General features: G+C 33.0%; 21 protein-coding genes and 1 tRNA gene. 16 read left to right on the forward strand and 6 right to left on the reverse strand.

The annotated features are described in order from the left end of the window. Positions 1-90: 90 nt before the first annotated feature. The 3 genes from LUU93_RS04520 to prmC are packed head-to-tail and all read left to right on the forward strand — an operon-like array spanning position 91 to position 2,286. Positions 91-576 carry a GNAT family N-acetyltransferase gene (locus LUU93_RS04520; protein WP_232678758.1) on the forward strand — a complete coding sequence of 162 codons (486 nt, stop codon included), beginning with the start codon at positions 91-93 and terminating at the stop codon, positions 574-576. Between the two features lie 4 nt (positions 577-580). Beyond that, positions 581-1,387: a hypothetical protein gene (locus LUU93_RS04525; RefSeq protein WP_232678761.1), complete on the forward strand. Its 807-nt coding sequence runs from the start codon at positions 581-583 to the stop codon at positions 1,385-1,387. 32 nt (positions 1,388-1,419) lie between these two features. After that, positions 1,420-2,286: a peptide chain release factor N(5)-glutamine methyltransferase gene (gene prmC, locus LUU93_RS04530; RefSeq protein ID WP_232678763.1), complete on the forward strand. Its 867-nt coding sequence runs from the start codon at positions 1,420-1,422 to the stop codon at positions 2,284-2,286. A gap of 68 nt (positions 2,287-2,354) precedes the next feature. On the opposite strand, the gene LUU93_RS04535 is transcribed toward prmC, so the two are convergent. After that, the gene (locus tag LUU93_RS04535; RefSeq protein ID WP_232678765.1) at positions 2,355-3,599 is read right to left on the reverse strand and encodes an ABC transporter permease; all 1,245 of its coding nucleotides are present in this window, start codon (positions 3,597-3,599) and stop codon (positions 2,355-2,357) included. Positions 3,600-3,840: 241 nt separating this feature from the next. Here LUU93_RS04535 and hisS point away from each other — a divergent pair, with 241 nt between their 5' ends. From hisS to LUU93_RS04595, 12 genes are all read left to right on the forward strand, one after another. Beyond that, positions 3,841-5,268, forward strand: coding sequence for a histidine--tRNA ligase (gene hisS, locus LUU93_RS04540; protein ID WP_232678767.1), 1,428 nt, complete (start codon positions 3,841-3,843; stop codon positions 5,266-5,268). A gap of 757 nt (positions 5,269-6,025) precedes the next feature. Continuing rightward, positions 6,026-6,096 (forward strand) — tRNA-Trp (locus tag LUU93_RS04545). Between the two features lie 457 nt (positions 6,097-6,553). Beyond that, on the forward strand, positions 6,554-7,132 hold the full coding sequence (locus tag LUU93_RS04550) for a nucleotide exchange factor GrpE (protein ID WP_232678769.1): 579 nt from the start codon (positions 6,554-6,556) through the stop codon (positions 7,130-7,132). Between the two features lie 78 nt (positions 7,133-7,210). Further along, positions 7,211-8,320, forward strand: coding sequence for a molecular chaperone DnaJ (dnaJ, locus tag LUU93_RS04555; protein WP_255669395.1), 1,110 nt, complete (start codon positions 7,211-7,213; stop codon positions 8,318-8,320). A 163-nt stretch (positions 8,321-8,483) separates the two neighbouring features. Next, positions 8,484-9,413 carry an ABC transporter ATP-binding protein gene (locus tag LUU93_RS04560; protein ID WP_232678771.1) on the forward strand — a complete coding sequence of 310 codons (930 nt, stop codon included), beginning with the start codon at positions 8,484-8,486 and terminating at the stop codon, positions 9,411-9,413. A gap of 69 nt (positions 9,414-9,482) precedes the next feature. Further along, positions 9,483-10,799, forward strand: a complete 1,317-nt coding sequence (locus LUU93_RS04565; RefSeq protein ID WP_232678773.1) for an ABC transporter permease — start codon at positions 9,483-9,485, stop codon at positions 10,797-10,799. A 203-nt stretch (positions 10,800-11,002) separates the two neighbouring features. Continuing rightward, positions 11,003-12,166: a sigma-54-dependent transcriptional regulator gene (locus tag LUU93_RS04570; protein ID WP_232678775.1), complete on the forward strand. Its 1,164-nt coding sequence runs from the start codon at positions 11,003-11,005 to the stop codon at positions 12,164-12,166. Positions 12,167-12,210: 44 nt separating this feature from the next. Then, positions 12,211-12,873, forward strand: a complete 663-nt coding sequence (locus tag LUU93_RS04575; protein ID WP_232678777.1) for a DEAD/DEAH box helicase — start codon at positions 12,211-12,213, stop codon at positions 12,871-12,873. A gap of 77 nt (positions 12,874-12,950) precedes the next feature. Further along, positions 12,951-13,766: an alpha/beta hydrolase gene (locus LUU93_RS04580; RefSeq protein ID WP_232678780.1), complete on the forward strand. Its 816-nt coding sequence runs from the start codon at positions 12,951-12,953 to the stop codon at positions 13,764-13,766. A 26-nt stretch (positions 13,767-13,792) separates the two neighbouring features. Beyond that, positions 13,793-14,011 carry a putative signal transducing protein gene (locus LUU93_RS04585; protein WP_232678782.1) on the forward strand — a complete coding sequence of 73 codons (219 nt, stop codon included), beginning with the start codon at positions 13,793-13,795 and terminating at the stop codon, positions 14,009-14,011. A 119-nt stretch (positions 14,012-14,130) separates the two neighbouring features. Continuing rightward, positions 14,131-14,934 carry a Cof-type HAD-IIB family hydrolase gene (locus LUU93_RS04590; protein ID WP_232678783.1) on the forward strand — a complete coding sequence of 268 codons (804 nt, stop codon included), beginning with the start codon at positions 14,131-14,133 and terminating at the stop codon, positions 14,932-14,934. An 8-nt stretch (positions 14,935-14,942) separates the two neighbouring features. After that, entirely contained in the window at positions 14,943-15,470 is a 528-nt protein-coding gene (locus tag LUU93_RS04595) for a GNAT family N-acetyltransferase (protein ID WP_232678785.1), read from the forward strand. Between the two features lie 82 nt (positions 15,471-15,552). Here the strand turns inward: LUU93_RS04595 and LUU93_RS04600 are convergent, their stop codons facing one another. Then, entirely contained in the window at positions 15,553-16,077 is a 525-nt protein-coding gene (locus tag LUU93_RS04600; protein WP_232678787.1) for a hypothetical protein, read from the reverse strand. A 498-nt stretch (positions 16,078-16,575) separates the two neighbouring features. On the opposite strand from LUU93_RS04600, the gene mtaB reads away from it, so the two are divergent. Next, positions 16,576-17,910: a tRNA (N(6)-L-threonylcarbamoyladenosine(37)-C(2))-methylthiotransferase MtaB gene (mtaB, locus tag LUU93_RS04605; RefSeq protein ID WP_232678789.1), complete on the forward strand. Its 1,335-nt coding sequence runs from the start codon at positions 16,576-16,578 to the stop codon at positions 17,908-17,910. A 167-nt stretch (positions 17,911-18,077) separates the two neighbouring features. On the opposite strand, the gene LUU93_RS04610 is transcribed toward mtaB, so the two are convergent. The 4 genes from LUU93_RS04610 to LUU93_RS04625 all read right to left on the reverse strand — a co-directional run bounded on the left by LUU93_RS04610 (position 18,078) and on the right by LUU93_RS04625 (position 22,318). Beyond that, entirely contained in the window at positions 18,078-18,587 is a 510-nt protein-coding gene (locus LUU93_RS04610; RefSeq protein WP_232679496.1) for a hypothetical protein, read from the reverse strand. A gap of 94 nt (positions 18,588-18,681) precedes the next feature. Continuing rightward, positions 18,682-19,398, reverse strand: a complete 717-nt coding sequence (locus LUU93_RS04615) for a 3-ketoacyl-ACP reductase (RefSeq protein WP_232678792.1) — start codon at positions 19,396-19,398, stop codon at positions 18,682-18,684. A gap of 111 nt (positions 19,399-19,509) precedes the next feature. After that, complete coding sequence (locus tag LUU93_RS04620) at positions 19,510-20,097, reverse strand: LURP-one-related/scramblase family protein (protein WP_232678794.1); 588 nt, start codon at positions 20,095-20,097, stop codon at positions 19,510-19,512. A 52-nt stretch (positions 20,098-20,149) separates the two neighbouring features. Beyond that, a complete protein-coding gene (locus LUU93_RS04625; protein WP_232678796.1) occupies positions 20,150-22,318 on the reverse strand; it encodes a VWA domain-containing protein in 2,169 nt (722 codons plus the stop codon). Between the last annotated feature and the right edge of the window lie 56 nt (positions 22,319-22,374).

The following is a 22,374-nucleotide window of genomic DNA, read 5'->3' on the forward strand; positions in this document are numbered from 1 at the left end:
TGTTGCAATGATTGTTGTGAAACAATCCAAATTGTTATGAAACTATCGGAAAAGTATTTTTATTTTTGTAGATATAAGCAAATATATAAAATGAAAAATTGGATTATCAGAAAAATTAAAAAAGAAGACAATCAAGAAGTTGCGAAGCTAATACGATCAGTTTTTGATGAAATGGAAATTCCCAAAGCAGGTACCGCTTATGAAGATCCATATTTAGATTTAATGTTTGAAGAGTATAATAAACCACAATCAGTCTATTTTGTAGTTGAAAGTGAAGGGAAAATTTTAGGATGTGCAGGAATTGCCCCGCTAGAGAATGGAGACCCTAAAATTTGTGAATTGCAAAAAATGTATTTTTTGCCAGAAGTCCGCGGATTAGGAATTGGAAGCAAAATGATGGAAGAATGTTTAACGGAAGCCGGAAAATTTGGTTTTGAAAAATGTTATATCGAAACTATGCCGTTTATGCATGCAGCACAAAAATTATATAGAAAATCAGGTTTTGAATATTTAGATACGCCAATGGGTTGTACCGGACATAATTCTTGCCCTGTCTGGATGTTGAAAAAATTATAAGTCCATGAGAAAAATTATTTTCAGCCTTTTTTTACTTTCATTTTTGTTTTCTTGTAAAGACACTGCAAAAGTAAAAGCAATAAAAAATACCAAAATTGCAAAAGATACAGTTGTTAAAGCCCTAGAAAATAAAGCTGACATTGCTGCAGAAGAATTTAAAAATGAATTCAATATCCTGATACCGCAAAATTACCGAACTTTTAATAATGAAAATCCTGTAACTGCTTTAAATGAGAAATGGATTGAATTGTATCAGGAAAGTGGAGAGTATTTTTTAGGAAAAGCTAATTTTAAAATTGAAAAAGGATATAGCGAATGCTCCGGCGATTCTGTCCTTTCAATTCTGTCTGAAAAAAAAGTTTTATTATTAATGGATCTTCCAAAATTGAAAACAGGAAAAATAAAATCCTTAAAAATTGATAGAGACAAAATCTGGCCGAAAGAAAAACTAAGTTTTACTTTTAATAATCTCAATTATACTTTACGTGGAGATGGAAAAATACTTTCTGAAGAAAAAGTTAGTACTGATGATGATAAAATAGAGATTTTTAAGAAAGTAGAAGATTATAAGCTGTATTTAAGCGTGGGGAATAATCCTGAAAAACTGCTTCTGGCTGAAACGTCTTTTAATGACACTTTTGTAGAATTGCTTTTTGCAGGAGATATTGACGGTGATGGAAAACTAGACTTTATTTTTGGGGCAAATAGAAATTATGAAGAAGATCGGGTGATTTTGTTTCTTTCATCAGAAGCTGAGAACGGGGAGGCGGTGAAGAAAGTTTCGGAAATAGCAGTACAATTTGACTGTTAAATAAAATTACTATCTAATAACAGATATAAAAAATGAAAATTAAACAATATCGTACTCAGTTTATTAAAGAGTTATCTACTTTGTATGATGCGTACGAAGCAGAAAGTTTTTTCTATTTAATTTTAGAAGATAAACACAGGCTGCGTCAAATAGATTTGGCTCTAAATCACGAATTATTTTTTTCTGAATCTGATTTTGCTGTTTGGGATTTATTACTTGCGCAGCTAAAAAAAGAAGTTCCAATTCAATATTTATTAGGTAAAACCAGTTTTTACGGTTTAGAATTTGAAGTAAACGAAAATGTCCTGATTCCAAGACCCGAAACAGAAGAGTTAGTAGAATGGATCATTAACGAAAACAAAACATTTGATAAAATCAAAAAACTAAAAATTCTTGATATCGGTACCGGAAGCGGGTGTATTGCTATTTCGCTGGCTAAAAATCTTCCAAATGCAGACGTATATGCTATGGATGTTTCAAAAAAAGCAATAGAAACGGCAAAACGAAATGCCAGCAGAAATAAAGTAGATGTTACTTTTATATTTCAGGATATTTTAAAAACCGAAGAATTGAAAAGTCAATTTGATATAATTGTTTCAAATCCGCCTTATGTGAGAAATCTTGAAAAAGAAGAAATAAAGAAAAATGTTCTCGATTACGAACCGCATTTAGCACTTTTTGTAGACGACAATGACGCATTGGTTTTTTACAGAAAAATAGCATCTTTGGCACAAAATAATCTCTTAGAAAACGGACGGTTGTATTTTGAAATCAATCAGTATTTAGGAAAAGAAATGATCGATTTATTAGGCAAAATGGATTTTATAAACATTGATCTTCGAAAAGATATTTATTATAACGATCGTATGATTTCCTGCAAGGTTTCCAAAACCTTGTAGGTTTAATTTATTAACGATGAAAATACAATGTCTACAAGGTTTTGGAAACCTTGCAGGAAATGTGAAAATTACTCATATCGTAACGCCTCAATAGGATCTAATTGCGAAGCTTTAATTGCCGGATATAAACCGGAGACAATTGCAACCATAAAACTGGTTCCGAAAGCAGCAAAAATTGCCATCCACGGAATCACGAAAGCAAAACTCATTGCGGCAGCAAAAGCGAAACCTATTAGAATTCCTAACACAATTCCGACCAAACCGCCAATTTGTCCAATTAATAAAGTTTCGATAAAAAACTGAACAGAGATTGTGGCTTTTGTTGCGCCCAAAGCTTTTCTAACGCCAATTTCTCGGGTTCGTTCTGTAACCGAAACAATCATAATATTCATTAAGGCAATAGATGAACCTAAAATTGTGATAATAGAAATAATCCAGGATGCCCAGCCTAAATATTTTGTAATTCCTAAAATTCTGTTGATTAAATCGTCGCTTCGGCCAATTCCAAAATTATTATCTCTAACCGGACTTAGTTTACGAACTCTTCGCATTGTACTTGTCGCATTATCAACGGCTTCATCTAAAAGTTCTTTTTTAGAAACCATAATGCTTATAGTATAGTTGATATTTGGAGCCGTAAATAAAGAACGCGCCACCTGAATAGGAATTAAAACACGCAAATCCTGACTGTTTCCAAATGTTGAACCTTTTTCTTTTAAAACGCCAATAACTTTAAAGCGTGCGCCGCGAATCGAAATTACTTTATCAATTGGGTTCACGTCTTTTAATAAACCTTTTTCAAAATCAGAACCTACAACGCAGGAATAAGTATTGTTATCAATATCAAACTGATTAAAAGAGCGTCCTAAAGTAGTTTCTAAACCTGAGTTTGAAATAAAATGTTCATCAACACCCACAACCGTAATTTCAGGATCTGTTTTGGTATCTAAATATTTTACTTCTGCTTTTGAAGTTGCCGTAAACGAAAGGGAAGTTTCAGTAAAAGGATATTTGTATTTGTTTTTAAAAGCAACCGCTTCTGGATAAGAAATAATTGGGTTTATGATTTCTCGTTCGTTTCCACCGCGGTTACGAACCGTATTTTCATATTGATTGATGTTAAAAGTATTTGCTCCCATCGAAGCAAAATTGGTCGAAACCGTATTTTCAAGTGCCGTTACAACAGTTAAAATTCCAACCAAAGCGGTAATTCCGATAGCAATAATTAAAACAGTAAGAATGGTTCGCAGTAATTGAGTTTTGATAGAACCAAAAGCAATTCGGATATTTTCTTTAAATAATTTTAGCATCATGACCAATTTGTCACGAAAATACGGTTTTTGTTACAAGTTTGTTTTCGAACCGCTATTATTTATTTTAAAAAGTAAGATATTTGCAGTCGATTTTAAATTAAGTCGAAAGTTGGAAAGGCATAAAGTCGAAAGTGTAAAACCAACAATCAAAAAAAACTAAAAATAAAATAATTTTAAAGGTTTTAGATTTTAGATCTCAAAGAAATCTAAAATCTAAAATCAACAATCTAAAATAAAAAAGATGGCTTCAAAACCAAGCATTCCACAAGGGACAAGAGATTTTTCGCCTGCCGAGGTGTCAAAACGTCAATATATAATTCAGACGATAAAAACTAATTTTGAGAAATTTGGTTTTCAGCCGATAGAAACTCCTTCGTTTGAAAACTCAGATACTTTGATGGGAAAATATGGGGAAGAAGGAGATCGTTTGATTTTTAAAATCCTGAATTCAGGAAACTTTTTCTTTAATAAAAACAAAATTGAATTACCGGAATCTATAGAATCGCTGCAGGTTAATTCTGCAGAAACAATAGATTTAAGCCAAAGAATTGAGCTGAATAAATTTACAGGAAGAATTTCAGAAAAAGCATTGCGTTACGACTTAACAGTTCCGTTTGCTAGATATGTTGTACAACATCAAAACGAAATTGAATTTCCTTTTAAAAGATACCAGATTCAACCAGTTTGGAGAGCTGACAGACCACAAAGAGGACGCTACAGAGAATTTTATCAATGTGATGCCGATGTAGTAGGCTCAAAATCGCTTTGGCAGGAAGTAGAATTGGTTCAGTTATACGATACCGTTTTTACCTCTTTAGGTTTAGAAGGTGTTACAATCAAAATCAATAACCGAAAAATATTATCTGGAATTGCCGAAGTTATTGGCGCTTCAGATAAATTAATTGATTTTACAGTTGCTCTTGATAAATTAGATAAAATTGGAGAAGACGGTGTAAAGAAAGAAATGATTGAAAAAGGTATATCTGAAACGGCGTTGGTAAAAGTACAGCCGCTTTTTAGCTTTAGCGGAACTTTCGCAGATAAAATCAATCAGCTTTCAGAATTATTAGCTTCATCAGAAGAAGGAATGAAAGGAGTTGAAGAACTAAAATTTATTTGTGACAATGTTGCAGTTTTAGGATTGTCAACCGCAATTTTAGATCTTGATGTGACTTTGGCACGCGGATTAAATTATTATACGGGTGCTATTTTTGAAGTTGGAGCTCCAAAAACAGTTTCAATGGGTTCTATTGGCGGCGGCGGGAGATACGACGATTTGACGGGTATTTTTGGTTTGAAAAATATGAGCGGTGTCGGAATCTCTTTTGGATTAGATAGAATTTATTTGGTTTTGGAAGAATTACAATTATTCCCGGAAACTGTTGCAGCGACTTCAAAAGCAATATTTATCAATTATGGAGATAAAGAAGCTTTGTATGCTTCAAAAGCCATTCAGAAATTAAGACAGGAAAATATAAAAGTAGAATTGTATCCGGATAATGTAAAAGTGGGGAAACAGTTTCAATATGCAGATAAACGTTTGATTCCGTTTGCAGTAATTGCCGGCGATCAGGAAATTGCTTCAAACTCTTATGCCTTAAAGAATTTAGTGACAGGCGAGCAGGTTTCGGTTGATTTCGAAGGATTGAAAAAAGCTTTGTTAGGATAACTATTTGAAGCGAAGGTTTTTTGCCGCTGATTACACTGATTAAAAGGATTTTTTTGTTTCACGCAGATTGGGCAGATTTTAGCAGATTTAATTTGATTTTTATATTAAATAATCTGCTTTAATCTGCCTAAATCTCTTTAAAATCTGCGTGAAATAAAAATTTTTAGTAACAAACGAATAGATTTCGAAGGATTGAAAAATGCTTTGTTAGGTTAGCTATTAGAAGCGAAGGTTTTTTGCCACTGATTACACTGATTAAAAGGATTTTTTTGTTTCACGCAGATAGGCAGATTTAAATTGATTTTTATATTAAATAATCTGCTTTAATCTGCCTAAATCTATTTAAAATCTGCGTGAAATAAAAATTTTTAGTAACAAACGAATAGATTTCGAAGGATTGAAAAATGCTTTGTTAGGTTAGCTATTAGAAGCGAAGGTTTTTTGCCACTGATTCCACTGATTAAAAGGATTTTTTTGTTTCACGCAGATAGGCAGATTAAAGCAGATTTAAATTGATTTTTATATTAAATAATCTGCTTTAATCTGCCTAAATCTCTTTAAAATCTGCGTGAAATAAATTTTTTTAGTGACAAGCGAATAGATTTCGACTAATTGAAAAAAAACTTTGTTTGCTTAACTATTTGGAACGAAGGTTTTTGTCGCAGATAACCCAGATTAAAAGGATTTTCTTTTTAAATCTGGGTGAAATAATATTGCAGGTGAAGAAAAAAAACTTTTAATTTGCCCACCTTAAGTTACGGGCGTAGTTCAAGGGTAGAATAGCGGTCTCCAAAACCGTTGATGGGGGTTCGAATCCCTCCGCCCGTGCAATATTTTTTACTGCAAAGTACGCAAGGATTTTATCTAAGATACTTTCAAAAAAAGTTCACAAAGCTAAATCAACACAAAGCTTTGCGAACTTTTTCTTTTTATAAAGCTTAAGAGTAAAAAAACTTAGCGTTCTTTGCGGTAATTTTTTTTTCAAAAAGCAAAAAAAAAGCTTCGTCTCTATAAAGGCGAAGCTTTTTTTAATATAAGGTAAACTTGAATTAATAATTATTTAGAGGCCTAAGCCAACCCTTAAATTCAATTTTGATAGGTAATAATTTATGTTCCCAATTTGGATACCAAATATACGATAAACTAAATCGTAATAGTCTTAAAATTATAATAAATTTTTATTGTCTATTTTCGCTTTTTAAAACACTCATATTTAATAAAGTGACAATTTGACATTTTATAAGATTTGGCAGTACTTTTGCAATCTAAAAGAAAGAAATAAAAAATGAAGTTTAAGAATATTTTTAAAAATAAAAGTAATATGACTACGGAAAATACAGAATTCGATCAGGAATTAGACGATGTAACGTTAGAGAACAATGCCAACGGTGAGCAGTTAATTGTTGAAGAATTAAGTGTTGAAGAGCAATTAGCTCAAGACTTGGCAAAAGAAAAAGATAAGTTTTTGAGATTATTTGCCGAATTTGAAAATTACAAAAAAAGAACTTCAAAAGAGCGTATCGACCTGTTTAAAACTGCAAACCAAGAAGTTTTGTTAGCAATGCTTCCTGTTTTGGATGATTTTGACAGAGCGATTGTAGAAATCAACAAATCTGAAGATGAAAATTTAACTAAAGGTGTTGAATTGATTCACGAAAAACTAAAAAGCACTTTGGTAACTAAAGGTTTAGAGCAGGTTGATGTAAAAGCAGGAGATGCTTTTGATGCTGATTTTGCTGAGGCAATTACCCAGATTCCGGCTCCGTCTGAAAAATTAAAAGGGAAAATTGTTGATGTTATTGAAAAAGGATACAAATTAGGAGACAAAATTATTCGTTTCCCTAAAGTAGTAATCGGAAACTAAAAAATGCAAACAGAAGTTTCAAATACCAGCTTGAAAATTGGATTTTGGAATTTTTAGATTTGGAATTTAAACCTAATTATGAAAAAAGATTTTTACGAAATACTAGGCATTTCAAAAAATGCTGACGCTGCCGAAATAAAAAAAGCATATAGAAAAAGTGCGCTTAAATACCACCCTGATAAAAATCCAGGCGACAAAGAGGCAGAAGAAAACTTCAAATTAGCTGCTGAAGCTTATGAAGTTTTAAGCGATCCACAGAAAAAAGCAAAATATGACCAGTACGGACATCAGGCATTTGACGGTTCTGGCGGATTTGGCGGTGGTCACGGCGGTATGAATATGGATGATATTTTCAGCCAGTTTGGTGATATTTTTGGCGGCGGATTTGGCGGTTTCGGAGGCGGAGGCGGTGGCCCTCGCCGTGCTAAAGGAAGCAATCTTCGAATTAAAGTAAAACTTACTTTAGAAGAAATTGCAAATGGTGTTGAGAAAAAAGTAAAAGTAAAACGTAAAGTTCAGGCAAAAGGTGTAACGTATAAAACCTGTACAACTTGTAACGGTCAAGGTCAGGTAATGCGTGTAACCAATACCATTTTAGGAAGAATGCAGTCAGCATCAACATGTCCTACTTGTGGTGGTTCTGGTCAAATTTTAGATAAAAAACCTTCTGAAGCAGACTCACAAGGAATGGTTCAGGAAGATGAAACAGTATCAATCAAAATTCCGGCTGGTGTTACTGACGGAATGCAGTTGAAAGTTTCAAACAAAGGAAACGATGCTCCGGGAAATAGTATTCCAGGAGATTTAATCGTTGCCATTGAAGAAGTAGAACACGAGTTCTTAAAACGTGAAGGTGAAAATATTCATTTTGATTTATACATCAGTTTCCCGGAAGCAGTTTTAGGAGTTTCAAAAGATATTGAAGCCATCAACGGAAAAGTTCGTATTAAACTGGAAGAAGGAATTCAGTCTGGAAAAATCTTAAGATTAAAAGGAAAAGGAATTCCAAGTTTAAATGGTTATGGAAGCGGAGATTTATTGGTTCACGTAAATGTCTGGACACCAAAAACGTTGAATAAAGAGCAAAAACAATTCTTTGAAAATGCTTTAAACGACGAACATTTTATACCAAGCCCTGAAAAATCAGAGAAATCATTTTTTGAAAAAGTAAAAGATATGTTCTCATAATCTAAACTTTTTCTAAATGTTTAAATAAATTCAAAACCCATTCTAAACATAAATAGAATGGGTTTTTTGCGTATTATTATGCAGATTCGCTAGTAATTATTTACTTTTACAGACTGTTGGCAAAAATGTCAAAAGCCAGCACAAGAAAATCCAAAAAAACAAAATGAGCAACTTACTCGAAGTACATAAAGTCGTAAAACAATATGGCGATTATGTAGCGCTTAACGAAGTTTCATTAAATGTGCCAAAAGGCAGTATATATGGACTTTTAGGTCCAAATGGAGCTGGAAAAACTTCCCTAATCAGAATCATCAATCAAATTACAATGCCGGACAGCGGCGAAGTAATTTTAGATGGAGAAAAACTACAGCCAAAACACGTGCAGACAATTGGTTATCTTCCGGAAGAACGAGGGTTATACAGCTCGATGAAAGTAGGGGAACAATGTTTGTATCTCGCGCAAATGAAAGGACTTTCTAAAGCCGAAGCCAAAAAACAATTAGATTATTGGTTCGATCGTTTAGGAATTCAAGGCTGGTGGAATAAAAAAATTCAGGAACTTTCTAAAGGAATGGCGCAGAAAATCCAGTTTGTAGTTTGTGTACTGCACAAACCAAAATTGTTAATTTTTGATGAGCCTTTCTCGGGTTTTGATCCAGTAAATGCCAATGTTATAAAAGATGAAATTCTGGCATTAAAAGAGCAGGGTTCAACCATTATTTTTTCGACACACAGAATGGAAAGTGTAGAAGAACTTTGTGATCATATTGCCTTAATCCACAAATCAAATAAACTGATTGAAGGAAAAGTAGGCGATGTAAAACGTCAGTTTAAAACCAACAGTTTTGAAGTGGGAATCCTGACCAATAATGTTGAAGGTTTGATGTACGATATTACACAAAAGTTTACTGTTTCGCCTGCTAATTTTAAATCCTTAAACGACGATTTAAAATTAAATATTCAAATAGGAAATGCAGCACCAAATGAATTATTAAATGTTCTGACACAACGCGGGCAAGTAACGCATTTCGTAGAAAAAATTCCAAGTGTAAACGATATTTTTATTCAAACGGTTACAGAGAATAAAGTTTAGATTTTAGAGTGAAAAACTAAAATCTAAATCGGTAATCTAAAATCAACAATCTAAAATCTAAAATTATAAATGAGCATCATTTCGTTGATTATAAAAAGAGAATTTATTGCCAAAGTCCGCAATAAATCTTTTGTTGTCATGACTTTTTTGAGTCCGCTTTTGTTTGTTGCGATAGCCGTTTTTATAGGCTATCTGAGCACGATGAAAGCCGAAACAAAACGTATTGCAATTCATGACGAAACCGGATTTTTTGCTGCCGATTTTTTAAAAGAAAATAAAAAAGGTGCCGAATTCAAATATCTGAATTTATCTGAAATTGATGTAAAAGCTTTAAAAGACAGCATTACAAAAGAAAATTTCAGCGGATTAATTGTTATTCCAAAAACAAATAAAACAAAAGATTTAGAAAGTAAAATTGAATTTATTTCGAATAACAGCCCGAGCATTTCTTTTATAGAAGGCACGCAGAAAATCATCGGAACAAAAATTACCAAACTAAATCTGGAAGAAGCAAAACTAGATACTCTGAAAATTCAAAAAGCACAGTCAGAGGTCAATATTCATTTGGTTAAAGCTTCGGGAGAAGAAAGTTTAAAAGGGTTAAATGAAATAAAAATCGCAATAGGCGGCGCATTCGGTTATTTGATTATGATGTTTATAATCATTTACGGAAATATGGTAATGCGAAGCGTAATTGAAGAAAAAACAAACCGTATTGTCGAAATCATTATTTCATCTGTAAAACCCTTTCAGTTAATGATTGGTAAAATTGTTGGAACATCATTGGCCGGAATTTTACAATTTATAATTTGGGCGATTATTGGTTTAGGGTTAATGTTTGCGGCATCAACATTTTTTGGAGTAAACGTTGGGCCAACAGCCAGAATTTCGCCAGAATTAATGCAATCTGCCCAGCATGAATTTTCTGGAACAGCGCAAATGTATATTACCGAATTGTGGAACCTGCCAATCGCAAGTATTATAATTGGTTTTGTAATTTATTTCATTGGAGGTTATTTTCTATACAGTTCGTTTTATGCAGCAATTGGAGCCGCTGTTGATAATCAAACCGATTCGCAGCAATTTTTACTGCCAATATTAATGCCGTTAATTCTAAGTGTCTACATCGGATTCTTTACAGTTGTAAACGATCCACACGGAACAGTTGCCGTTGTATTTTCGATGATTCCGCTTACATCGCCTATAGTTATGCTAATGCGTATTCCGTTTGGCGTGCCGTGGTGGCAAATCGCAATTTCGGTATCATTATTGTTTGCTGCCTTTTTCCTTGTTGTTTGGTTCGCAGCAAAAATTTACCGAGTAGGTATTTTAATGTACGGCAAAAAACCAACGTGGAAGGAATTGTATAAATGGCTGAAGTACTAGCTTTTTAAAGTTGCAAAGATTCAGAGGGACAAAGGTTCAAAGGTTTTGAGATTTGATTTTTTGTAACTTAGAATAAACAACTTAAAGATTATACTAGAGCTTAAAAAAAGATATTACTAATACTAGGTTGAAAGGAATTAATAGTGACAAAGATTTAAAACTTTGTGCCTCTGAACCTTTGCAACTTTGAACCTTAGAAAAAAATGAGTAAAATACTAATTATCGAAGACGAAGCAGCGATTAGAAGAGTTTTGGTAAAAATATTATCAGAAGAAAATGATTCCTATCTGGTAGATGAAGCCGAAGATGGCGCAGCAGGTCTTGAAAAAATAAAAAACAACGATTACGATTTGGTTTTGTGTGATATCAAAATGCCAAAACTGGATGGTGTTGAGGTTTTAGAAGAAGTAAAAAAGATAAAACCGGAGATTCCGATGGTTATGATTTCAGGTCATGGCGATATGGAAACCGCAATTCATACCATGCGTCTGGGCGCTTTTGATTATATCTCAAAACCACCGGATTTAAACCGCTTATTAAATACGGTTCGTAATGCTTTAGACAAAAAACAATTAGTTGTTGAGAATAAAATCCTAAAGAAAAAAGTAAGCAAAAATTACGAAATGATTGGTGACAGCGAATCAATTAATCATATTAAAGTGATGATTGATAAAGTTGCCCAAACCGAAGCAAGGGTTTTAATTACGGGGCCAAACGGAACCGGAAAAGAATTAGTAGCGCATCAATTACACGAAAAAAGCGAACGTGCTAATTTCCCTTTAATTGAGGTAAACTGTGCAGCGATTCCGAGTGAATTGATCGAAAGCGAATTATTCGGACACGTAAAAGGTGCTTTTACATCGGCAGTTAAAGATCGTGCCGGAAAGTTTGAAGCGGCAGATAAAGGAACTATTTTCTTAGATGAAATTGGAGACATGAGTCTTTCGGCGCAAGCCAAAGTTTTACGCGCGCTTCAGGAAAGTATGATTACAAGAGTGGGTGCCGATAAAGATATAAAAGTTGATGTTCGTGTGGTTGCCGCAACAAATAAAGATTTAAAAACAGAAATTGCCGAAGGCCGTTTCCGTGAAGATTTATACCATCGTTTGGCTGTAATTTTAATAAAAGTTCCGCCATTAAATGAAAGACGTGACGATATTCCGGCTTTGATCAAACATTTTGCAGAAAAAATTGCATCAGAACAAGGAAATGCGGTTAAAGTGTTTTCGGCGCAAGCCATACAATTATTACAGGAATACGATTGGACAGGAAATATTCGTGAACTTCGAAATGTAGTCGAAAGATTAATCATTTTAGGAGGAAACGAAATCTCTGAAAGCGACGTGAAAATGTTCGCTAGTAAATAATGATTTAGAATCTAAATTCTAAAATCATAAATCTAAAACTAAGCATGAAACTAAAAAAAATAAACGAGAAATTACAAGACGGATTAATTGAAAATGGTTTAACAGAAGCAAATGTTTTGCAGCTGGAAACTTTTTCGACCATTAAAAGTGGTGCAGATTGTATTATTATTTCTCCGGAGAAAAGCGGAAAAACAACTACAATTGTTTTGAATGTGATTCAGCAATTAGCTGGAAAAAATGAAGAATCGCCTCGTGCTTTGATTATTGTGGAAGATAAAGCAAAAGTGCTTGAAATGGAAGAGCTTTTTGAGAAATACGGGAAATATACCAATCTCGAAGTATACGGTGTTCACGACAAAGGCGATATGGATTATGACAAAAATTACGTTTCTACGGGAATTGATGTTTTAATAGGAACGCCAAACAAATTGAGCGATATGTTTTCGACAGCGGGTTATAATGTAAACCGTTTGAAAATGTTTATTTTGGATGATGCAGATCCTATTTTGAAATTGCGGCATGAAACTAAAATTATGCGTATTTCTAACAGTATTGCCAAAACACAGCGTTTAATTTTTGCTGAAACTTTGACAGAACGCATCGAAATTTTGGCTGACAAAATGCTGATCGAACCTTATTTGTTTGATATGGATGAAGAAGGCGAGGAGGAACTTGACGAAGAAGAAGACGATATTGAAGAAGAGTAAAAAGTCGCAGTTTTCAGTTTTCAGTCGTAGTTTTTTTTACTGTAAACTGTGACTGAGACTGAAAACTAAATAAATATATGGAAATATTCAAAACACTCAAATTCTTATCAATCGTACTTTTGTGCTTTTTTCTGATTATTTATGTTTTGATAATTTCTTATGTTTATTTTAATCAGGTTGAATTAGTTTTTCATAGTTCAAGACTACCAAAAGATTATAAGTTTGATTATCAGCAAAAATTTGAAGAAATTAACATCAAATCATTTGACGGAACTATTCTTAACGGATTATTATTTAAGACTGAAAACTCTAAAGGATTGGTTTTTTATCTTCATGGAAACGCAGGAACACTTGAAACCTGGGGTAAAATCGCAAAAGTATATACTTCATTAGGATACGATATCTTTATTTTAGATTATAGAAGTTTCGGGAAAAGCGAAGGCGAAATCGAAAATGAAGAACAATTGTCAAAAGACATTTCAATTGTATATCAGTCAATGACTAAAAGATATCCAGAAGATAAAATTATAATTGCCGGATATTCTATAGGTTCTGGATTTGCGGCTAAACTAGCTTTAGAAAATAAACCAAAAGCTTTACTGCTGCAGGCGCCGTATTATAATTTTTTAGAATTGTCAAGTAAACGAGTGCCAATGTTTCCGGACTTTATGAAAAAGTTTAGTTTAGAAACCAATGTATATCTTTCGCAGGTAAAAGCTCCGATTTATATTTTTCATGGAACGGCAGACCAATTAATTCCTTTTGAGAATTCGGTTCGGTTGAAAAAGCTTTTAAAATCAAATGCTGTTTTTTATCCATTAAAAAATCAGGAACATATTGGGGTAAATGAAAATGAAGATTTTCAAAATCAATTAAAAACAATACTAGAATAGATTAATAATTAATAAAATAAAATGTCATGGGATTAATGAAGGTGTTTTCAGGAAGTGAAGTATTAGCGATTGCTTTGCAGGAAAGATTAGAAGAAGCCGGTGTAGAAACTTTAAAAAAAGACAATATTCAATCAGCTCGTTTAGGAGGTTTTGGCGGTACAGATTTAGCCGTTGAGGTTTTCATTCAGGAAACAGATTTTGCAAAAGCAAATCCGGTTATTGAAGAATTTAGAATGAGTATTTAGGAAGTTTTTTTTTCAGTATTCAGTATTTAGTGTTCAGTTCGCAGCATCAAAACTATGACTGAATACTAAATACTGAACACTGAAAACTGAATATTACTCAAAACTGAAAACTAAAAAAAATGCAATACAAAATGTTAGTTCTCGACATGGATGATACCTTGTTGACAGACGACCACAAAATTTCCGATTTAAATAAAAAAGTTTTATTAGAAGCACAGGCAAAAGGTGTTTATGTTGTTTTGGCTTCGGGAAGACCAACAACGGCAATGATTGCTTATGCAAAAGAGCTGGAGCTGGATTTGAATGATTCTTATATGATTTCTTTTAACGGTGCAATTATCAGCCAGGTAAAAGATGATTTTGTTTTATTTGAACAGAAACTTACTGTAGAACAAATTCATGCTTTATACGATTATAGTATAAAGATGAAAACGCACATTATAACGTATTTAGATGACGAAATTATAAGTGAAACCGATTCTGGATATATCGAGATTGAAAAAGATATTACCGGAATGGCACACCGTAAAGTTTCGAGTTTTAAAGATTATGTTGACAGACCTGCTGTAAAATGTATTTTACTTGAAAATCCTGCTTATTTAAAAGAAGTCGAAAAAGATTTATTAGCTGCAATGCCTCATTTAAGTGTTTCTATGTCTAAACCTTTTTTCCTTGAAGCAGCGCAAAACGGGATAGATAAAGCAGCAAGTTTAAAACAATTAGCAGATAAACTCGGAATTCATCAAAGTGAAATTATCGCCGTTGGAAACGCAGGAAATGATTTAACTATGATCGAATATGCCGGTTTAGGTGTTTGGGTTGATAATGTAGCGCCTGAATTGCGCGATAAAGCCAATTTAATTGTATCTTCAAATAACAACGACGGAGTTGCCGAAGTAGTACAGAAATATATTTTAAATTAAATTTTGAGATGAAAAATCCAATCGAAACAGAACGTTTGATATTACGGAAGCTGGAACTTTCTGATGCAGAAGGAATGTTCGAATTGGATTCGAATCCGAATGTACATTTGTTTTTAGGAAATAACCCCATAAAACATATTGAGGAAAGTATTGATTATATCAAATTTGTTCAAAAGCAATACAAAGATTTTGGAACAGGCCGCCGGGCTGTCGTTTTAAAAGAAACCAATGAATTTATTGGCTGGTCAGGAATAAAGTATATTACAGACGAAATCAATAATCATAAAAATTTTTACGAGTTAGGATATCGTTTTATCGAAAAGCATTGGAGAAAAGGATATGCATCTGAAGCTGGAAAAGCTTTTATTGATTATGCTTTTAACGAAATGAAAGTAGAAAAACTTTACGCTTACGCGGATGCGGGAAATGAAAATTCAAGAAAGATTTTAGAAAAACTAGGTTTCCATTTTGTAAATTCTTTCGAATATGAAGGAGAAATAGAAGTTTGGTACGAACTTAAAAATCCAAACTTATAGGAATTGTATTTTAAGAAATGCGTTCCTCCAAATCTTTGAAAACTAAAGTCTGCAAAGATTTGGAAAACGTAGTTTCTTTGAATTATTTTTTAGCTACAGAAACAAAATATTTATTTCCGTCACCCATTGTAAGTTTTACACGTTCATCGCAAAGATCGATTGCATAAGCGACACTTTCGTAACAGCTGCAAGTTGTGTTTTTATCTTTAGACATTTCAGTTTTACAATTGTTGTTTTTAAAAGTTGCCAACTGAGGAGTGTATAAGCTAACTAAATCTGTAGATGCAGTTACTAATGAAATAATACTTGCTGAATTATTGTTCATAATTCTGTAAACAATTCTATCAGTATAATTTACTTCATTTACAGTTACTTTACGAATGTAGGTATAAGACGTAGATTCTGCACCTGGCTCCTTTACTTCAAATTTAAATCCAACCGCACGAATGGCAATATCAAATTGTGACTGCGAATTTAAACTCGCCCAATTTGTTAAAGTACTAATAGATGGAAATGGGTTAGCAGCCGCAGCTGGGGCATTAGTTTGCGCTTGCGAACTAAAAATGGTTAAGAACATCAAGCAGATTGTGGGTAAAAATGCTTTCATAATGGAGTTTTTAATTTTTAATTTTTGCCTACTCTTTCTGGTTTTCGGCGTTCCCATTCGTTTTTAATAACAAAACAACAACATAACGATTGAAAATCAAAATTGTTTTATATGAATTGTTATTATATTAATATTAAAGTTTAAAATCTATAAAAACTCAATACAAGGCTGAAATTTTCTAAGCAAAGTTAAATGTAAGAAAATTTTAATCTAAAAAACAAAAAAATGTATTTAATCGATAAAATTTGCACTTAATCGATAATTTTGTCATTTTATTCCTATCGAATTATTTTTTTTCATCTTCTAAAATACAAAAATTAAGAAATAATTGATTTATTATTTGATTTTTTAATGCATTTTAAAATTCATGTTTTGTGCAAAATATTGATATATAGTGTATTATTGATTTTATTTTCAAGAATATTGTATGTAAATTTGCAAACTCTTTAATAGAGATGTAAATATAATATCTTGCTACTATAAATGTAGTGCATTCCTATGGAAAATAGAAAAAAAGTTGCTTTTTATACGCTTGGCTGCAAATTGAATTTCTCAGAAACCTCTACGATTGCCAGAAACTTTAATGATGAAGGTTTTGATCGTGTTGATTTTGAAGAAATTGCAGATATATATGTTATCAATACCTGTTCTGTAACAGAAAATGCTGATAAGCAGTTTAAGCAGGTTGTAAAAAAAGCAATGAAACTTAATGATAAAGCTTTTGTTGCAGCTGTTGGATGTTATGCACAATTAAAACCAGAAGAATTAGCAGCCGTTGATGGTGTTGATTTAGTTTTGGGTGCTACAGAAAAATTTAAAATCACAGACTATATTCACGATTTGAGCAAAAATGATATGGGTGAAGTTCATTCATGCGAAATTGCCGAAGCTGATTTTTATGTGGGAAGTTACTCCATTGGCGATCGTACACGTGCTTTTTTGAAAGTTCAGGACGGCTGCGATTATAAATGTACCTATTGTACAATCCCTTTAGCGCGTGGAATTTCGAGAAGTGATGCTTTAGAAAATGTTTTAAAAAATGCCAAAGAAATTTCGGCTCAAAATATTAGGGAAATTGTTTTAACCGGAGTTAATATTGGAGATTACGGAAAAGGTGAATTCGGAAATAAAAAACACGAACATACTTTTCTTGATTTAGTTAAGGCTCTAGATGAAGTTGATGGAATCGAGCGTCTTCGTATTTCATCCATTGAACCGAATTTATTGAAAAATGAAACGATAGATTTTGTTTCAAAAAGCCGAACTTTTGTACCGCATTTCCATATTCCGCTGCAGTCAGGAAGCAACGATATTTTAAAACTAATGAAACGTCGTTATTTGCGTGAAGTTTATACAGACCGTGTAAATAAAATTCGTGAAGTTATGCCGCACGCCTGTATTGGTGTCGATGTAATTGTTGGTTTTCCTGGAGAAACAGACGAACATTTCTTAGAAACGTATCATTTCTTAAACGAAATGGATATTTCTTATCTGCACGTTTTCACATATTCTGAAAGAGACAATACAGAAGCTGCAGATATGCCTGGGATTGTTCCTGCGAATGTAAGAGCAAAACGCAGTAAAATGTTACGTGGATTATCGGTTAAAAAACGTCGTGCTTTCTACGAAAGTCAAATCGGAACCAACAGAACTGTTTTATTTGAAAGTGAAAATAAAGAAGGCTATATTCACGGTTTTACCGAAAACTACGTAAAAGTAAAAACGCCATGGAACCCTGAATTGATAAATACTTTACATGAAATCAATTTAACTAAAATTGATGAAGATGGAAGTGTTCGTTTGGAGTTTGTAAATAAATTGGCGGAAGCTTAAAAAAAAATATATAGACAAAGTATTGTCATTTCGACCGAAGGGAGAAATCGCACTAGTTTGTTGACAAAGATTGGAGATTTTCTATGCGGAATTACTAGTGCGATTTCTCCCTTCGGTCGAAATGACAAATAAAAAAGCTTCTTAAAAGAGGCTTTTTTATTTTATAACTATTTCTGATTCTCGGGAATCACCAATTTCAAAGAATTAATATAATCTGTATCAAATTCAATAACTCTGATTTTTTCTGGATTAAAACCTAATTCGCCGCCAAACTGACCTCTGGTGTCCAAAAAATCAATTGTAAGTTCCTCATCAGTCAAAGAAATTAATTTACCTAAATAAGCTGATTTTGCAGACTTTTTAGAAATCTGAAAAATACCGTGCTGATTATTGATGAAATTTAAAATCGAGTTCAAATCCCGAATCGGAATAATATCTTCAGCATTTGTTTTTAAGCCTTTTAAACGGATTACTTTTTCTGTAAAAGCCAAATCCTGATCTCTGTGTATTGCTTCGATATTTTTATTCTTCAAAATCACATAACCGTCTAAAATATAATCAACCGGATTGTTTCGAAGTAAAATCCAGTCATCAGAATAATCAATAAGAAACCCGGTAAAAATTTCTTTTTTATCCTGAAATTCTATCGCAATTAATTGTCTTAAATATTGTTCCATCATTTTAGTTTTGAAAAATTCCAATATTTTTAAATTCCAAAATTCCAATTGTTTAAGAGTTGGAATTTGGAATTTATTTTTTGGAATTTTAAATTTAAGGATTAGTCGACCAAATACTGCTGTTTTTAATAAAAACCCTGCGGTTTAATTTAAGCTGTGCAATAATCAATTCAGCAACATCTTCAGACTGCATTACTTTTTCTGGGTTTCCATCTGTTAATTTTAAGTCGATTGCCAAATCTGTTGCTACGGTACTCGGTGTTAAAGCAGTAACACGAATATTGTGTTTTCTCATTTCCTGCATTAAAGAATCAGTTAAACCCATAACAGCAAATTTTGATGCACTGTAAGCACTTGTTACGGCATTTCCGTTTAATCCCGCTGTAGAAGAAATATTGATAATATCGCCCGTTTGTCTTTCGATCATTTGAGGGATAACAGCGCGGGTTGTATAATACGTTCCCATTAAATTTACCTGAATGATCCTTTCCCAGTCAGAAGGTTCTAACTCCAGAAATTTTCCAAAAGCACCAATTCCGGCATTATTAATCAGGATATCAATAGTTTTAAATTCGGCTAAAGCTTTTTCAACAGCAGTATTTATAGAATTGATGTCCGAAACATCTGCAGATAAAGCTAAAGATTTTACACCAAATTTATTTACTTCAACGGCTAATTGATCAACATCGGTCTGAGTTCTTGCAACAAGAATCACATTTACACCTTCTTTTGCCAAAGCAATAGCAATTGCTTTCCCAATTCCTTTACCGGCACCCGTAATAAGCGCATTTTTATTTTTTAAGTCTGTCATGATTTATGTTTAGAAATGCAAAAAGCATCATTTTAAGTCTAACAAAAATAAAGCTTTTGCAGACTAAAATGATGGTTTTAGGTGTTTTCTTAATCTAAGTTTAACAACTTTTTATTCTTTCAAAACCATGTCGATGCACATTACGGCAGCAAGAATTAATTGTCTAAGCGGACTATCTGATGGTACGGTTTCTTCAATTTGAAGTACATAATTATCTGCACTTGTAAAAAACTCTTTTCCTAATCCGGCCCATTTTTTACTTACCTGTGCAAGCTGTTTATTTTCGTGAGAAAATTTAAAATCCCAGCCTGTCCATTTTCCTTGCAGCGTTGCTGCAGGTTTGTCATTTTTATCTAAGATTTCAAATCTCCCTCCAAATGAGAAAAATTTCTGTTTGAAGGTTCCAATTAATCTGTCTTTTTCGTCAAAAACTTCAACTGTTGAACGGAAAATGGCAATTCCTCTTTTTACCGAAATTAATTTTTCGCCCGAAGCAGTTGTGATTTCAACATTAAAAGGTGTTGCTCTTTTATAATCTGTAAAACGAAATACTTTAGTAAAGAAACCAAGATTATTTTCTCGGCAGTTCATGATTATTTGATTCGTTTGAGGGTCATAAATGTCATAATTGTTAGCAGCTTTAAACATTCCGATATGTTCTTTAACTAAAAATAGATTTTGGCTTAAAATTGGATTCATACGTTTTTAGGATTAATGATTCGATTAAAAACCAAATGTAAAGAAATATTTATTAATTGTACTGCTTAGCACCTTCAACAAGACGAATAAATTCGGCTTTATAACCTTCACTGTCATTTGAATTTCCCTGTTTTGCCAATTTTACAATTTCTTCAGAAGATTTATCGGCAATTAATTTTGAATCTCTTAGTTTTAATCCAAACCAAGCCACAGCCGAACTAAATTTCATATCATCACTAGATTTCTCTAAAGGGACAGATTTATTATCAATAACCTGAACCATTTCGATGCTTTTATCACCGTCAGGTTTTTTGTAACGAAATTTTATTGTTGCCAGTTCACTGCTGTAATTATTAGGATTTGTTTCGGTTTTAGTGTATTTTAAATCATCCGGCTGAACGTCTAAATAATCACTTTTTACACCGGCAGGAATAATTTCATATAAAGCCGTAACCGTATGATTACTTCCCAATTCTCCGGCATCGATTGCATCATTTTTAAAATCTTCCGGGCGAAGTTTTCTGTTTTCATAACCTATCAGTCGATATGCCTGAATTTGTTTTGGGTTAAACTCAATTTGGATTTTTACATCTTTTGCAATCGCAAACATCGAACCTTTAAATTCTTTTCCTAAAAAACGATTCGCTTCCTGAATATTGTCAATATAGGCATAATTTCCGTTTCCTTTATCAGCAAGGATTTCCATTTTACTGTCTTTGTAATTCCCCATTCCGTAACCCAGACAAGTTAAGAAAACGCCGGTTTTTCTTTTCTCTTCAATTAATTTTTCCATATCAGAGTTTGAAGCACTTCCCACATTAAAATCGCCATCGGTTGCCAGAATTACACGGTTGTTGCCGCTTTTGATGAAATTTTCTGCAGCAATTTTATACGCCAGTTCAATTCCTGCGCCGCCGGCTGTACTTCCTCCGGCTTCTAATTTATCCAGCGCCTCAATTATTGTTTTTTTCTCATCTCCAGAAGTTGGTGCTAAAACTAATCCTGCTGCTCCTGCATAAACCACAATTGCCACTTTATCTTTTGAACGTAATTCATTTACCAATATTTTCATGGATTGTTTTAATAAAGGCAGTTTATTCATGTCGCTCATTGAACCCGAAACATCAATTAAAAAAACAAGATTGGAGGCTGGTAAATCATCTGTCGGGATATTTTTTCCCTGTAAACCAATTTTCAGAATTTTATTTTTTGAGTTCCAGGGTGAATCGCTTACTTCAGTATTAATAGAAAACGGATGTTCATTTTTTGGCTGCGGATAATTGTATTTAAAAAAGTTCACCATTTCTTCTACACGTACCGCATCTTTTGGAACTTCTTGCCCGTTATTTAAAAAACGTCTGATATTGGTGTAAGAAGCATTATCAACATCTATAGAGAAAGTGGAAAGCGGAGCTGTTTTTGGGCTCTCAAAAGCATTCTCTACAAAAGTATCATAATCTTCCTGCGTTGGTTCAACAGGACGAATAGGAGTGATCTGATTTAGTTTTTTGTCTAATTCTTTTTCTGAAAGGTTTTTATAAAGTTCGTTTTTGGTTGAAATAACTACAACACCATTTGCAGCTTTACTGCCATAAACTGAAGTTGCAGCCGTATCTTTTAAAACAGATACATTGTCAATATCATTCGGATTAATTTTCGCCATTTGATCGGCTTTTATTGCTGTTCCGTCAACAATATACATTGGTTCATTTTTAGGAGAAACAGGGGCAGTTCCGCGTATTGCAACACTTGGAGCCGGAGTATAATATTGATTATTTGATGAAATTTGAAGCCCTGCAGCTCTGCCTTGTAGTGATTGAGCAACAGATTTGTTTGCTTTTCTTTTTTCCGTATAATCAGAACTAACACTTTCATATTCCGCAGTACTTGTTCCGTAACCTACAACCACAACTTCTTGTAAAGTTTGAGTCGCTGCAATTAGTTTTATATTGATTGTATTTGAATTTTGTATTTTTTGCCTTTGAGTTTTGTAACCAATATATTCAAAAATCAAAAGGTCTCCTTTTTGAGCCTGAATTGAGTATTTACCATTCCAGTCGGTTTGAGCTGTTTTTTTTGAATTTTGATTGGTAATGTTAGCGCCCGGAATTGGCTGAGAAGTTTCATCTGAAACAATTCCTGTAATCGTTCTTTCCTGCGCCATTGACACGAAACAAATAAGCATAGCAATGGCTGATGAAATAAGTTTTAGACTTTTCATGATAGTAAATTTTAAATTAATGTTCGGATTTTTTTCTTAGTCAAAGTTTTAAACTT

The organism is Flavobacterium soyae (assembly GCF_021245985.1).
Lineage (GTDB): Bacteria > Bacteroidota > Bacteroidia > Flavobacteriales > Flavobacteriaceae > Flavobacterium > Flavobacterium soyae.